The sequence below is a fragment of the Photobacterium kishitanii genome (assembly GCF_003026355.1).
GTDB classification, from domain to species: Bacteria; Pseudomonadota; Gammaproteobacteria; order Enterobacterales; family Vibrionaceae; genus Photobacterium; species Photobacterium kishitanii.
The window spans coordinates 88289-103692 of the sequence record NZ_PYON01000001.1 but is presented as its reverse complement, the minus strand read 5'-3'; the positions used below and the strand labels follow the sequence as shown (position 1 = coordinate 103692).

General features: G+C 39.5%; 13 protein-coding genes. 6 read left to right on the top strand and 7 right to left on the bottom strand.

Going from position 1 to position 15404, the window contains the following annotated elements:
* Nucleotides 1-2: 2 nt before the first annotated feature.
* From C0W29_RS00450 to C0W29_RS00430, 5 genes are all read right to left on the bottom strand, one after another.
* A complete protein-coding gene (locus tag C0W29_RS00450; RefSeq protein WP_036794725.1) occupies nt 3-200 on the bottom strand; it encodes a twin-arginine translocation signal domain-containing protein in 198 nt (65 codons plus the stop codon).
* A gap of 66 nt (nt 201-266) precedes the next feature.
* The gene (locus tag C0W29_RS00445) at nt 267-884 is read right to left on the bottom strand and encodes a TorD/DmsD family molecular chaperone (protein WP_045042031.1); all 618 of its coding nucleotides are present in this window, start codon (nt 882-884) and stop codon (nt 267-269) included.
* Between the two features lie 9 nt (nt 885-893).
* Entirely contained in the window at nt 894-2573 is a 1680-nt protein-coding gene (locus C0W29_RS00440) for a 4Fe-4S binding protein (RefSeq protein WP_045044525.1), read from the bottom strand.
* Nucleotides 2574-2867: 294 nt separating this feature from the next.
* Nucleotides 2868-3659 carry a DUF3306 domain-containing protein gene (locus tag C0W29_RS00435; RefSeq protein ID WP_052671569.1) on the bottom strand — a complete coding sequence of 264 codons (792 nt, stop codon included), beginning with the start codon at nt 3657-3659 and terminating at the stop codon, nt 2868-2870.
* Complete coding sequence (locus C0W29_RS00430) at nt 3649-4140, bottom strand: DUF3305 domain-containing protein (RefSeq protein WP_036794730.1); 492 nt, start codon at nt 4138-4140, stop codon at nt 3649-3651. The genes C0W29_RS00435 and C0W29_RS00430 overlap by 11 nt, the downstream gene beginning before the upstream one ends.
* Before the next feature lie 265 nt (nt 4141-4405).
* On the opposite strand from C0W29_RS00430, the gene fdhD reads away from it, so the two are divergent.
* From fdhD to C0W29_RS00410, 4 genes are all read left to right on the top strand, one after another.
* Nucleotides 4406-5251 carry a formate dehydrogenase accessory sulfurtransferase FdhD gene (fdhD, locus tag C0W29_RS00425; protein WP_036794732.1) on the top strand — a complete coding sequence of 282 codons (846 nt, stop codon included), beginning with the start codon at nt 4406-4408 and terminating at the stop codon, nt 5249-5251.
* On the top strand, nt 5251-6162 hold the full coding sequence (locus C0W29_RS00420; RefSeq protein WP_045044526.1) for a helix-turn-helix transcriptional regulator: 912 nt from the start codon (nt 5251-5253) through the stop codon (nt 6160-6162). Before fdhD ends, C0W29_RS00420 begins: the two co-directional genes overlap by 1 nt.
* 412 nt (nt 6163-6574) lie before the next feature.
* Nucleotides 6575-7474 (top strand): D-alanyl-D-alanine endopeptidase, encoded by a 900-nt coding sequence (gene pbpG, locus C0W29_RS00415; protein WP_045042119.1) that lies wholly within the window; start codon nt 6575-6577, stop codon nt 7472-7474.
* 426 nt (nt 7475-7900) lie between these two features.
* Nucleotides 7901-9520, top strand: a complete 1620-nt coding sequence (locus tag C0W29_RS00410) for a C45 family autoproteolytic acyltransferase/hydolase (protein WP_201798118.1) — start codon at nt 7901-7903, stop codon at nt 9518-9520.
* 359 nt (nt 9521-9879) lie between these two features.
* Here the strand turns inward: C0W29_RS00410 and C0W29_RS00405 are convergent, their stop codons facing one another.
* Together C0W29_RS00405 and C0W29_RS00400 are read right to left on the bottom strand one after the other, a co-directional pair.
* The gene (locus C0W29_RS00405) at nt 9880-11922 is read right to left on the bottom strand and encodes a sensor histidine kinase (protein ID WP_045044527.1); all 2043 of its coding nucleotides are present in this window, start codon (nt 11920-11922) and stop codon (nt 9880-9882) included.
* A gap of 10 nt (nt 11923-11932) precedes the next feature.
* On the bottom strand, nt 11933-13402 hold the full coding sequence (locus C0W29_RS00400; RefSeq protein WP_045042035.1) for a sigma-54-dependent transcriptional regulator: 1470 nt from the start codon (nt 13400-13402) through the stop codon (nt 11933-11935).
* A 363-nt stretch (nt 13403-13765) separates the two neighbouring features.
* On the opposite strand from C0W29_RS00400, the gene C0W29_RS00395 reads away from it, so the two are divergent.
* A complete protein-coding gene (locus C0W29_RS00395) occupies nt 13766-14539 on the top strand; it encodes an ABC transporter substrate-binding protein (RefSeq protein WP_248783027.1) in 774 nt (257 codons plus the stop codon).
* 160 nt (nt 14540-14699) lie between these two features.
* The gene (locus C0W29_RS00390; RefSeq protein WP_036794739.1) at nt 14700-15401 is read left to right on the top strand and encodes an ABC transporter permease; all 702 of its coding nucleotides are present in this window, start codon (nt 14700-14702) and stop codon (nt 15399-15401) included.
* The last annotated feature ends 3 nt before the right edge of the window (nt 15402-15404 follow it).

Sequence of the window (15404 nt, the reverse complement as noted above, 5' to 3'; positions counted from 1 at the left end):
GCTTATAGGGTATTGTAGTAATCACGAATATGTTGGGTTTCGTGATACCCTTTTTTTGTTTTAGGATCTTTCTTATCCGTCTCAGTTGTTGATGCTTGAACAGCCGTTGTCGTTCCAGCAACGACAGCGCCCGCAGCAACAGACAAACCAATATTTTTTAATAATTGGCGACGACTATTATTTGTTTTTTGCTCACTCATTGCGTTTGCTCCTCTATCGCCACACTCATTAATAGGTGTCGATTTTTTATTATAGCGAGTATCTTTTTATTGGGATTCTAAGAAACGGGTTTTCTCAATCGTTAAAAATTGCCATGCTAATTCACCAACCGCGGTATAAAAGACAGCACTTTTTGCTGCCTTTAAATCCGTGCAAAATTTCTCACACCATTGTGCAAGATGACGATTAAAGAATGTTTGTTGAAGCTGTTCATTGCCCCCCTCCACCAGCATTGCCATAACTTCTAGCAAAGCTGAAATATGATCTTCTGGTTCAATGACAGATTGAGCACGTTCAAAGCCAAGTTGCTTTAAGTCTTGACGTAAGTAAGCCAAAGGCATTTCCATTAAAGATCCGGTTAAATACCATGAACCAAATGGAATAACTTCCCCACGACCAATACCAATAAAAACATCTTGATATTCTTCTTCAACACTAAGAAGTGTCGTTTTTTGAGCTGCTAATTTTAATAAAGGCCAAGCTGATGCCATGGTTTGACGTTGAAATGTTTGTGCAGTATCCACATCAAGATTAGCAAGAAATTCAAGCACCGATTGCTCAGGAGCTTGACGACATAAATGTGCTAACATGTTATAAATTTCAATACGTAATAAATCGTCTTGATCAGCAAGATTAGCGTGATAATTCATAGCTGCATTTTCCATATAATGACCTTATACCCTTACCTGACTTTGTGGATCTTGTTCCATCTTTTCGAAAATATCGCGAACACGACAATCTTCACACATAGATAGACGACGAATAGCTTCTCCTTGAAAATGTGAATGACTTTGAAGTTTTTCTGTCAACATTTTCACCATAGATGCAGGGGCAAAAGGCTTTCCACAACTAATACAACAGGCTGCGGGTTCTTCATGAATAAGCTTATCGGCTTTACGTGCTTGCCAATCCCAATTAAAGCCAGCTTCAAGGGTAATCACTTTTTCAGGACACGCTTTTTCACACATGCCACATTGAATACAATCTTGTTCTACAAATAATAATCCCGGACGATCACCAATGGCATGCAAAGCACGTGTTGGACAAACAGATACACAACTCATACATAACGTACAATCATCAGTTTCACATGTCACAGAACCATAAGGAGCATTCGACGTTACAGCTGAATGTGTTGGTTGTGCAGGACTTGATTGATTTAAGGTTTCTAAAACAGTAAAGAGTTTTTCACGCTTAGTGCCTGTTAGTGCGGCTTCAATCGGAGTAATAAGTGTGGATTCATAGCCCTTAAAATGAGCACTATCAGAAAAATCGAATAAACAAATGCGATCAGCGTCATAACCTAATTCAGTTAAGAAATTTTGCGCAATCGTTAATTCATTGGTTAATACAGTATCAATGGTCGCTGGAATATATTTTGTATTCGTCGCTAACAAAACTTGATGCGCTCCATAAGCTAAAGCACTAAACCAAGTATCAATACCTACCGTGGCTAACTCTTCTAATGCAAGCGTAATAACACATGAAGGAAGCTCAGTAAGTGCATGAGCGACAGCATCGGTATCACGCTCACCATAAAGTAAGAGTGTTGGCGTTTGACCACCTTCTTGTTTATAACGCGCTAAAACACTATGAACAAAGTTTTGGGTAATTTGAGGATCAGGTAAGGCATAACTAATAGCTTCTGTTGGACATGCCGTCGCACATGTTCCTACTCCCTGACAAAGGTAAGGATCAATCGCAATAGCAACCCCATCTGAACTTAATGCTCCAGCAGGACAGGCATCAATACAACGACCACACCCTTTTATGCTTCTCGATGAATGCGCACAAAGATCAGGATTAAGGCGAAAATATTTAGGTTTATCAAACGTACCAATCATGGCCGGTAGTTCATCCACCAGCGCTGCTAATTTTGCAGAGACTTGAGCTTCAGAACGTTGACCCACCGCATAATAACCAGCCGCAGGAATTTCGACATTCATCACCCCCGTTGCCGTCATATCAACCACAATATCAAAGCATTCACGGCCAATAGCGATTTTCGCTAAATTAGTATCGACGGCAGTGGTCTCATGCCCTATGCGACAATAAACATCAAATGCACCAAGATAACCTTTTACGGTAATAGCTTGACTGTAATACAGCGTATGGGCTGTTTGGGTATGAGATGTGTTTGAATCAGTCGCCAGTAACGTCACACTGTTTAATGTTGAAAATTGATCCGCAAGTTGAAGTAGTTGCTCTGCCGTACCAATAATCAATAAATTACCACGACTTTCATACGTCACTGTAGGCGGAATAAGATTGGCAAGTTCCACTGTTCCTGTAATAGCCGTAGCTCGTGCTACACCATTAGTATCAGTAAATGCATTTAATGTACTTTTTAACATTGTTATTCCTGTATGCTCACTACCGCTAATCAGTGTCGTTGGAAGATAATAATTTTTCTTCTACTCTCTAATAGAGCAATAACCGATCCAACTTTTCACGGAATAAAATGACCTAAAAGGAACTAAAATCATAACGATCATATTTTGCTATTGAGCAATGAGACATTTTGTCTTACCTGTAGCGAACTAACGCGCCAAATTGTCTCTCTTTATGATTTTGGTCGTATTCCCTTTTTGTCCCAGTGTATTTTTACGAATAGTATTAATGGCTAACTAACTATTCTATTTTTTGTGTTATGACTTATGCTCGTGACCATTAATAATTGGTGTTAACGATAAATCTGCCGTAGGGAGTGCATCATCATCAGGATTAATAGCTTCGAGGTTATTAACTAACAAATCATCCTCTGTATCATTACTCTCTATAGCAGTATGAGTTACTGTCGAATGATCTGTTGTTGCAGCAACGATATTGTCACCGCCGGTATTTAACTCGGAATCAGTAACTGCTGAATGCGTAGAACCACCAGCAATAGGATCGACAGCATCAAGTGTTGGTGAGGATGTCGATGTTAATGCTGATATTCCATCGTTTTTCAATTGTTCTGTTGCTGTCTCTGTTGCAGTATTTATCCAACCACGCATTTGTGATGCGATCTCTGGTGCCAAACCCTGCATATTGCTAAAATCTTCAGTACTATCATCCATGTCACTGATATAATTAAACTCTTCAGAATGAAACAATTTCCTCAAAGCCGCTTTCTTAACAGATTTAGTCACTTGTTGTTGCATAAATGACGCAACACCAGATTCATAAGTCACTTTATCTGCATCATCAATCGTCAATTCAATAATCGGTTCTTCTGCTACAGAACTTGATGGAATCGTTGATGAATCAACTGATGATGGGTGTTTACTATTAGGATTCGTTACCTCATCAATTGTTATATTCTCGGGAGTCTCAATATGCTCAGATTCAAAGATTATCGAATCATCAACGGCTTCAGTATCCGTAATAGTCGACTCTGTCTTTTCACCCGGAGTTAACTTACGATTGGACCAACGTTGAAAAAAATTAGTTGCCACTTGAGCGTCCTTTTTTCTTATCGCCGCCACGTTTACGTTTAAATTCAAATAATTCGCCATGACGACCTAAAAACGCTTCCATCCATGCTTGAACCGCTAATGGAATTTCTATGTGTAAAACAACATAATCACCATCCATATAACGAGCAGCAACACCTTGCGCGGCGGTCACTAAAACAGGTTTTAATTGCTCATTTTCTTCAGCACAAATAAAGAATAAATGCGGGCTTTGCGAATTAAGATTAAATCGATACTCCATGCGTTCATCACGGAAAAGTTCTAAAGGCATCATATAGTTACCTGCGCCTATAGTTGCTACTTCCACCGCAGAGATAAGATCTTCTTCATACAAACAAATATCTTCAATCGTCCATGCATATGTTGTCCAACGACCTACTTGGCGTTCTTCTGCTTGTAGGCGAAAATTAATAGGCCAAACATGTTCATTTTTCTTTAATTCTAATTCTGCTTGTTTTGGCACATCTACTCCTACTGACAGATTTTGCTCTGCCTTTATGTTGTTATTTCATAACTTTTAATGATAAGCGTTATTTCGCTACTTATTAGATATAAGCAAATATTAGACCAACAACAAAAAACCACATGAAATATACGCATTTTTATTTGTTTTTATTAATTAACTGCGTATTGGTTTTATTTAGATAATAGTGGAACAGTCCTTGCTTAGGTTTTAGTTCCTATATGCCTTCTTAGATGTATATAAACTTATTACGCAGGAATTTCAGATGGCGACATTGCCTAAAATAATAAAAACACAAGCAACAGTGCAGCAAACTATGTCAGTAGAAATTGTTGATGAATATGGCGACCAACAAACAAAAGAGATTGCTTGTGAGCACCCCTTAACGGTTTACCTTAATTGGGTTGAAGTCGTCACCTTAATGACCTTAGGTGAACGCCCCTCAGCATTAGTATTAGGTTATTTAAAAAACCAAGGCTTTATTAATGATCTTAGTGCTATTGAATCGGTGATGATTGATTGGCAAACCAATGCCGCAGTTGTTATTACCAAAGAAAATACAGAGAACCTTGCTCAGCAATTAGAAAAGAAAACCGTCACCTCTGGCTGTGGGCAAGGCACCATGTATGGCAATGTCATGAAAAAACTCGAAGGTATTACGCTACCGCAACCGCAAATTAAACAATCGATGTTATATGGGCTCCTTGAAGCATTAACCCATCACAATGAAACTTATAAAGCCGCGGGTGCGGTACATGGGTGTGCCGTATGTAAAGGCACCGAAATATTATCGTTTGTAGAAGATGTAGGTCGTCATAATGCCGTCGATACCTTGGCGGGTGAAATGTGGTTACAGCAACAAACCGGTGACGATAAAATTTTCTACACGACAGGTCGCTTAACCTCTGAAATGGTTATCAAAGTGGCTCAAATGGGGATTCCAGTGTTACTTTCTCGCTCTGGCGCGACTCAAATGGGCTACGATCTGGCTAAAAAATTAGGTATTACCATGATTGCGCGTGCTAAAGGGCTACGCTTTCAAATCTATAACGGTAGCAACAACATTGAACTTGATGTTAAAGGTAACGCTATTGAAAGGAATCAAGACTAATGGCTAACTTTCCTGAATTCATGAACGCCAAGTTAGTCGCTGAATATCTCGATCTTAATGAGAAGAAAGTATACGCCTTAGCCAATGAAGGTTTACTACCCGCCACTAAAGTCACAGGGAAATGGTTATTTCCTAAAGCAATGCTCGATAAATGGTTATTAGAATCTTGTCATAACGGTGTGCTAACCGATCGCTTACTGATTGCGGGCTCTGATGATCCTCTATTACAGTGTGTTGTCGGTAAAATGGCCAATCAACTTGGCAGTACTGCATTGGTTGGCTATACCTCAACAGGTACACGTCAAGGGTTAGCAATGTTAAGTAAAGGCCACGTTGATATTTGCGCTATTCATTGGGGGAATGTTGAGGAAGCTAGCTTACGTCATCCTGCATTACTACAACAATATCCAGGCCATAAAAACTGGGTCTTAGTCCATGCTTTTGAGCGAAAACAAGGGCTGGTAGTTAGCCCTATCGTTGCTGAAGCCGTTAATAGTCGTTCTATTCAACGTCATGAATTATTATCACCTCGTTGGCGCTGGGCATTGCGTCAACAAGGCGCTGGTAGTATGCGAGCTTTAGAAGAATGGATTCATGGTCATGGCTATGATATGACAATGCTAAATCAAGTCGATTGCTGCAACAGTGAACGAGAGTTGGCCTCTGCGATTGCGAGAGGACAAGCAGATATAGGCTGTGCCAGTCAAAGTACTGCTGGAGAATTTGGGTTGGGATTTATCCCCCTCTGTACTGAAGCCTTTGAACTTGTAATACCTAAAAATATTTACTTCCGCACCTTACAACAACAGTTATTACAATCATTAACCCAAGGTGAAATTCAAGCTCATGGTGATCAATTGGGCGGCTATAATTTTACGCGTACAGGGCAACAAGTATGGAGTGCTAATTGATTTTAACACTTCCAGCAAAGGTCATCAGCAGATGGCCTTAATGCAAGCATTAATAGTGACAGAGCCAGATACCTCCCACAGAAAAAGCCATCAAAAATAGAATCACTAAAAAAACCAAATGAAAATAGCAATCATCAAGAAAATATTCCTACTTAAATACTATCCTAAAATTTGTAATGCTAATTCGACCGACTTTTAACAGTCATTTAATGCTTCAAAATCACTTTTAGAATTAATATTCTAAACAATTATTTTTTTGAATAATGTTTAATTAGTGACATTGGTTTGACTGCTGGTTTTATGAACAATTCTAAAAGGATTAACACAAACATGACTTGCTTAAATACAATTGAAAGGAAGACAATAATAAGATAACTATTCCCCTCTCTAAATGGGATTCCAAGGAGCCATTGTGCGCAACGCTTTGATTTTATTTTTTACACTTGCAAGTATCAGTTTTTCTTCTTTCGCAAGTATCAACACCAGCAAACTTAACCCAAGTAATCTTCAGACGGCTTCGGTAAGTAATTATGTTATCGATTTAAGTTCAGGAAAAACACTTTACCGAAAAAATTCCAATGTCGTGATGCCAATTGCTTCACTGACAAAGCTAATGACTGCAATGGTGACATTAGATGCCAAACTTCCGCTTAACCAAAAAATCACTTTCACTAAAACGGATAGAGAGCATATGTACAATACATATTCTCGTGTTCGTGTTGGTTCTGAGTTAAGCCGTGGCGAAACAATGCACATTGCATTAATGTCATCTGAAAATTTAGCAGCTGCTGCCCTTGCTGCTAACTACCCAGGTGGCTACAACGCATTTATTCGTGCAATGAACGCTAAAGCAAAAGCTCTGGGAATGACACACACACACTTCGTTGACAGTTCAGGCCTAAACCCTAAAAACCAATCAACAGCATCTGATGTTGCTAAGATGGTACGTGCGGCTTACAAATACCCTGAAATTCGTAATTACAGCACTAATGGTGCAGTGCATACTGCTTACTTTACGCATCCTCGTTATAAATTAGGCTACACCAATACTAACGCGCTTGTGCGTGGTAAAAAATGGGACGTAAATTTAAGTAAGACAGGTTACCTTGATGAAGCGGGTCGTTGTCTAGCAATGGTTACCACTATTGATGGTAAAAAGATCCTAATGGTCATGCTTGATTCACAAGGTAAGCTAACGCCAATCGGTGATGCTGGCCGCATTAAGCAATGGCTACAAACAGGTAAAAGCAAAGCCATTACTGCTGACGCTAAATACTACCAACAGCAAAAATTGAAAGAATTAACAAAATAACGATTGGTGTTAGTTCATAACCAAAAAAGCCAGCATTCAAGATGCTGGCTTTTTTGTAGGGATTTTACAGAGAATGGATAAATAATAATTTTTACTCACTCAACATCAATAACCTATAAAATATTTAAACTTATACGTACGTCGCTCTCATTAAGCCATTGCCGTTATCCATTATTTAATGACTCAATATTTAGCAACCTTACATCTCAATTAAACCACTATTAGTAACTAAATCATTTGGTTATCATTAAAAATTAACGCTTTTTTTTGTATTTTCAACCCGTGAGAGTTATATAAAAAATGGCATTATATATTTACATTTTATAAAACAACCGCAAGTTAGCTGTCTCTTGTTGCATAGAGAAAAAGGAGGATGATTAACCCCACTCATTTACCTCAATCAACATACTTATTATGAATAACCCTTTGAAACATCATCTTGGCAAAAAAACACTACTCGCTTGTATTATTTCTCTTGCTTCTGTTAGTTATGCCAACGCAACAACACACTCACAAAACCTAACCCAATATCCGCCTAAAGCGTTATTAGCCCAAATCACCGCCCCTGTTACTGGTGAACTATACAAAACAAAACTAACGGCCGAGCAACAACAAATCGTTGATCAAGCCAAATTAGAGAAAAAAAATGGCTGGTGGCATGTCGGAATTAAAGGTAATGCTTTTGATCGTGGCTTCCAATATGGCTACCTCATCGCGCCTGATTTTAAATTAGCGTGGAAAGATAGCTGGAGCATGACCTACCTAACAACAGGTGTCCCTTACAGCTCATGGCAAAAAGCCGCATTAGAGCAAACTAAAGATAAGATCCCAACTGAACTTCGCCAAGAAATGGAAGGTATTGCAAAAGGCCTAAATGCGGCAGGCTTGCATGTCACTCTAGCTGACATCATTACTTGGAACGACATGATCGAGCTTACTGGCTACTGGTGGCCTTCAGTGGGGATGCATAATTATACCAAGTGGGTTGATCCTGGTTTAATTAACGCATCCGCATTCCCAGCCCCATATACTAAAGCGGAAATGGACTCGAACAATATTGGGCTAAGTAAAAACAGCGCCAATATTGAAGGCGCTAAAGGTAATTGCAGTGCTTTTATCGCAACAGGTAAAGCCACTGATAATAAAGGTATCGTAATTGGTCATGAAACCTTTAATGATTTCTGGTCTGGTCAATTTTCTAACGTCATTCTTGATATAACACCAGACAAAGGCTACAAAATGGCCTTCCAAACAGCACCGGGGATGATTGAGTCTGGTACTGACTTCTGGGAAACAGGTGCAGGTCTAGCGGTTGTTGAAACCACATTGGCAAATGTTATGGATTGGAAAGCTGGTGGCATTCCTGAGTTTATCCGTGTCCGTGAAGCAAGCCAATATGCCAATAATATTGATAGCTGGATCAAACTTGAAGAAAAAGGCAACAACGGCGGCTACGCCAATACATGGTTAATTGGTGATATTAATAACAACCACATTGCTAAATTTGGTCAAGGTCGTGTCTACCAATACTTCAATGAACTAAAATCTGGTTACTTCACTGGCGAAAATGTCTCTGTCGATCCTCGTCTACGTTATATTGAAGGTTCTGATGTTGACTACAACGATATTCGTCAACAAGAAGGTGCGCGTCGTTTACGTTGGATCCAATTGATGCATAAATACAACGGTAAAATTGACGTTGCTGTTGGTCAAAAAATGCTTGGTGATACCTACGACGTCTACCTTAATAAGATTGATGCATCATCACGTAATATCTGTGCTGAATACGACAAAGATTCGCAACCTTACGTATCTGATCCAGCGGCAGTATGGAACGTACCATTCACACCAGCAGGCTCTGTTGACGGTAAAGTCGCTAACAGCAATGATATTAAAAATTTAACTATCAGTGCCCGCTTTGGTCGTGCCAACGGCGCACCATTTGATGCTAAAGCCTTTATTAAAGCCCACCAGCAATGGGGCTGGCAATCTGGCTATTTATTAAGTCGCCCATCAGAACCATGGACTGAAATGAAATTTATCTAACAAGCTACAACCTAATATCGCGATCATTGAGTTATTAAAGATGATCGCGATTCTTCCATCGCGTTTTATATCTCAATAGTGAACATTAAAACAGTATGATATTGATCTATAAACTATGCTTTAAATATTCTTAAAATAAAAGGATCGCTTATGCAGCATACAGAAATGATCACCCCTTCTTCATTAGGCCTTATTAGCCGAATATCTCTTTCCGCGTCACTGTTTCTTATTATTGGCTTATCTCTGATGTAACAACTCGTTGTATTACAATAACTAAAAAAGTGACAAAAAGCCCCTTGGTAATTGCAATAAACATGCGATTACCAAGGGGCTTTTGTTATAACGCACATTCTTTTATGTTACACTGTCACTTGAAGATCTAGCTCACTAGGGCATTCTTTTTTATGCTTGAGATAGACAATAAACGTTGAGCCTTGACCTTCTACTGATTCAACCGTCATCTCTCCACCAGCATTAGCGATAATACTTTGACTGACTGATAAACCGAGTCCTGTACCTGAACGACGCGTGGTGAAAAAAGGATCAAAGATACGCTTCATGTTTTGTTCTGAAATACCGCAACCATGATCAGTAATTGCAACCATTGCGCCACGTAGTTCTCCATTTTCATCAAACCAATCATCGGTGGTTATCTTTAATACCCCTTTGTCATCCATCGCATGGATACCATTCATCTGCAAATTAACCAGCACTTGTAATAATTGATGGCGATTAACTTCAACACTGCATTTAGCGGCAAGGTTGACTTCAAACTGAATATCCATTTTTTTAGTACCAGAACGTACTAATGTGAGGCTCTCTTCAACAATTAAGTTTAAGTGATGCCATGTCACTTCATCTTGTACTCCACCTTGACGGCTATATTGCAGTAAGCTACGAGTAATGTTCCGAATACGATCAATTTGTAAATGAATAGCAGTCAGCTCTTCTTGAACTTCGGCAGTATTGTCGCCTAACTCCAACTGAATTAATTCAATATTGCCTAAAATTACTGCGATTGGATTATTAATTTCATGAGCAATACCAGCCGTTAACTCACCTAATGCGGCTAGCTTTTCCGTTGCGACTAACTTTGAACGTGCTTGATGCAATAATCGAATATGACGTTCTAACTCTTCCGTTTTTTGATGTAAACTCTGAGTACGTTGTTCGACTTTTTCTTCTAGTTCTATCGCTGCTAGTTTAATCAAACCATTGCGTTGCTCTAATTGATCCAACATTGAATCAAATTGCTCACCCAATATCTGTAATTCATGCCCATCACATAAATCTAGTTTACCAACTCGACGTTTTAGCCCCATTTGAACGGCTTTAGCGACTTGATAAATTTTCTCAATCGGTAAAAACAAATCACGGGAACCTCGGTAAACGATAATGCTCGTAAATAACAAGACAAGAAAGATGCTGACACTCATTTCTATAATATTGGTTAAATAACGATGAATTAATGGCCATTGCAAATAACCGGTATAAAGCATGCCAATCACTTTGCCATCATTCGCATGTAAAGGCTCATAAGCTGACACATACCAACTATCATAAACAAAAGCGCGATCAACGAAGGTTTGCCCTTGCTGTAAAACTGTTTGCCGCACATCTTCAGAAACTCGTGTACCCACAGCACGACCGATAAGATTAGCACTGTCTAACGGCACATTAGTGCTAATACGCACATCCCCCATAAACAATGTTACCGTCCCCAGACTTCCTTTCGGCAATGTATCTGCGGCATAAACCAAATCACGAATACGATCCACCAGCAACGTACTGTTATTTAATAAAATCCCGCCATCTAAAATCCATTTAAGCTCACCTTGATGATTAAAGATTGGAACTAAACTGCGACTAACCAGCCCTTTGTGTTCAATCGTGCCTTCTTTTAATAATGGTAATTGTGCGCGTGCTGGTAAATCATGATTTAACTCAAATAAAGCACTGCGATCTAATACTTGGAAAAAAGTCTGATCTTTCCCTGCACGCAATAATCTTTGCTCTTGCGCTGAAAATATTCCAATATCACTCACAGGATGTAACACCACAAAATCTAACTGATATTGTTGATTTTGCAGATGTACCCACTGCGGTAATGTTGTTTCATCAAACCGTAATCGCCGTTGAAAATCGTAAGAATTAGCCAATGCTTGCAATTCCATCCGCTGCTCTTTTTTCAAAAGCACCATACTATGGTGGGCAACCGCTAAATCCGCTTTTACATTCATCAATGCACTTTGCCAGGTATATGTCACCGTCCAATAGCAAGTTATGCCAATTAAAGCTAGTAGCGTAAGAAAAATAGGAACAGAGGTAAGCACTAATAGTCGATAACGCACCATCGTTTTAAAGCGCCGTAACCACATGAAGACAAATGTTTTTACTTTCATAGCCTTAACCTTATAGTAACTCGTCTGTCCATTCTTTATATTTACGCTCTAAGGTTTTTCTTGCGACACCAAGCTGACGCGCTGCTGCTGATTTATTACCTTCACTAGCATCGACAACCTGCATGATATGCGCTTTCTCAACTTCTTTTAAAGTCCAAGTGACGGGGTAACAATATTGATCTTCACCCTCATCATGACATTGGCATGGGCGTTGAGGATGAGCGGCATTTAGATCGACCTCAATCGCTGTTATCGTCTGCCCACCTGTCGCCGCGACAGCAGTAACAGGTAAGGCATCACCTTGTAACTCCCGCCAATAATCAGCAGGCGGCTTGCCTAATAAAATACAACGCTCCATCATATTGCGTAATTCACGAATATTTCCCGGCCAAGAATAGGCTTGCATCGCCAAAATATCTTCATGGGTCCAGCTGATGGCTTTCATGCCCAGATCTTTTGATAATTGAAGTGTAAAATGATGGGTTAACGACGGAATATCTTCTACGCGCTCACGTAATGAGGGCAAATCAATCGTTAGAACATTTAATCGATAATACAAATCACGCCGAAAGCGGCCTTCCTCTACTTCAAGCTTTAAATTACGATTTGTTGCAGCAACAATACGGACATCAATTTGAATTTCTCGCTCTGAACCTACAGGACGAATGGCTTTTTGTTCTAATGCACGTAATAAGGAAGACTGCATTGCCAATGGCATTTCACCAATTTCATCTAAAAATAAAGTGCCGTTATTCGCCACTCGAAACAGACCTTCTCGGCTTTTCTTCGCACCAGTAAAAGCGCCTGATACATGACCAAACAATTCACTTTCTAAAAGTTCTGGAGCAATCGCTCCACAGTTAATAGGCACAAAAGGCCCTGTACGCTTACTTAATTGATGTAATGCGCGCGCAACCAATTCTTTACCTGTTCCCGATTCGCCTTCAACTAATACAGCGGCAATAGATGGCGCCACTTGAGCAATCAGTTTTTTCATTTGCTGTGTCGCAGGCGCATCACCAATAATATTAACTGGGTAGCTCCGCTCAACGTCACGCTGTAACGCAAAGTTTTGACGTTCAACTAAACGCCTTTCAATACAACGATTCACTGACTGCATCATTTGATCAAGGTTAAATGGCTTAAGAATAAAATCAGACGCACCAGCACGTAACGCTTGAATGGCCATTTCTAAATCAGCATACCCCGTCATAAAAATCACATCACTACGACGGGTTGTCGGATCAAACGCCTCATGCCATTCAATACCAGAACGGCCAGGCAAGTTAATATCAACAATTAATAAATCAAAATGACAGCGCTTACGAATTTCTTCAGCTTCTTCAATACTTCCAGCGGTATCAACTTGAGCAAATTTTTTACTTAAGGCTTTTTTTAAAATCGTGCGCATTCCCGGTTCATCATCAACCACTAATACAGAAACCGCAGCCCAAGATGAAGACAAACTAAAATCAGACATAGACATAGGGACATTTTAACCGAATTAAAATTTGCGACATTTTGTCTCACGGCTAATCATTAAGTCAAAACTGTTTTATCATTCTGTTTAACTTCGGTTATCTTTAACCTATTCCATGTAATAATTGATACCTAAATCACATAATTAACCTTATTCATCAACATTCGAAAGATGGCACTTTACTTGCTTATAGCTGAGCAGCGCTATTTATTAAGATGATGTGAGTCATTTTGCCGCACTTTTTAGGCATCAAGCACTAACGACTTATCATCTCAAGACTTTTTAATGTAAACCAATCGATCAGGAACGTTGATGAACTTATTAAAAACCACTTTCGTTATTCTTAGCTGCGCATCAGCAACCATGGCTTATGCAACCACAGAAACAACAGCGAACAAAACAGTGCGCCTAGCGACGACCACCAGCACTTATCACTCAGGATTACTCGATTACTTATTACCTGTATTTACTAAAGACACAGGCTATAAGGTCGAAGTATTAGCGGCAGGCACAGGCAAAGCATTACGTATGGGTGAACATGGTGATGTTGATTTAGTTATGACTCATGCACCACAATCAGAAGCCCAATTTGTTGAAAAAGGCTTTGGGGTTTTACCGCGTAATTTAATGTACAACGATTTCGTCTTAGTCGGTCCTAAAAATGATCCAGCAAAAATTAAAGGCGATAAAGATGTTGCACACGCATTAAAAGAAATTGCTACGGATAACGCTGTGTTTATATCTCGTGGAGATGATTCAGGGACCAATAAAAAAGAACTCAATATCTGGGCGCAAACAAAAATAGAACCTAATTTCGGTGGTTATAAAGCGGTTGGCCAAGGAATGGGACCAACCCTGAATATGGCATCTGAATTACAGGCCTACACATTAACTGATCGTGGCACATGGTTAGCCTATGAAACCAAACTTGATCTGGAAATTATGGTTGAGGGCGATAAGCGTTTATTTAACCCATACCAAGTTATTTTGATTAATCCTAGTCGTTACCCAGATCTTAACTACCAAGGTGCTAAAACATTCAGTGATTGGTTAGTGAATCCAAAAGCCCAAAAGTTAATCAATAATTACCAACGCCACGGTAAGCAATTATTCGTTGCAGATGCTCAAACACAATAACGATAACAACTTAATTTAATATGACATTTCGTCGATGATTGTTTATTTGATACATAAAACATTATGGGATCACAGTTATAGCATAGGGCCTTAGACTTAATGCTAATAACATTAATGATGACATCATCGGCGTACTTTTTAGGTTAAAAAAAACATTAGCATGAATATTTGGCAGACAACTCAGCAAGCGACTCAACTTCTCTTTAGCGGCGATAGCGCACTTTGGGGCATTGTCGGAGTGTCATTTTCAGTGTCTCTTTTTGCCATCGCCTTAGTTATTATTCCCTCGCTCTTAATTGCCTTCGCATTAGCTTACGGTAAGTTCCCAGGGCGTTGGCTAATACTCTCTTTAATGAATACCTTACAATCAGTGCCGACGGTAGTGATTGGTTTACTACTTTACATGTTGTTATCACGAGCAGGGCCATTAGGCGATTGGCAAATGCTCTTTACTCAAAAAGCGATGATTTTAGGCCAAGTAATGATCTGTTTTCCTTTACTTATTTCTATGATGCATGCGGCATTTCAAAATAGCGATCGTCGCGCATGGGAAACAGCACTCACCTTAGGCTCTAGTTATCCACGTGCATTACTGAGTTTAATGTGGGAAAGCCGATTTCCATTACTTGCAGCGATTGTTGCTTCTTTCAGCAGAGTAATCACTGAAGTCGGTTGCTCCATGATGGTGGGTGGTAATATTTTAAATTCAACTCGAAATATTCCGACTGCAATTGCCCTTGAAAGCTCAAAAGGTGCATTTGCTCAAGGTGTTGCCTTAGGAATGGTGTTACTTATTTTAGCCTTAGGTCTAAACTTTATTTTATCTATTGCCCGTGGCAAAGCTCATTTGCGCACTAACTAAGCC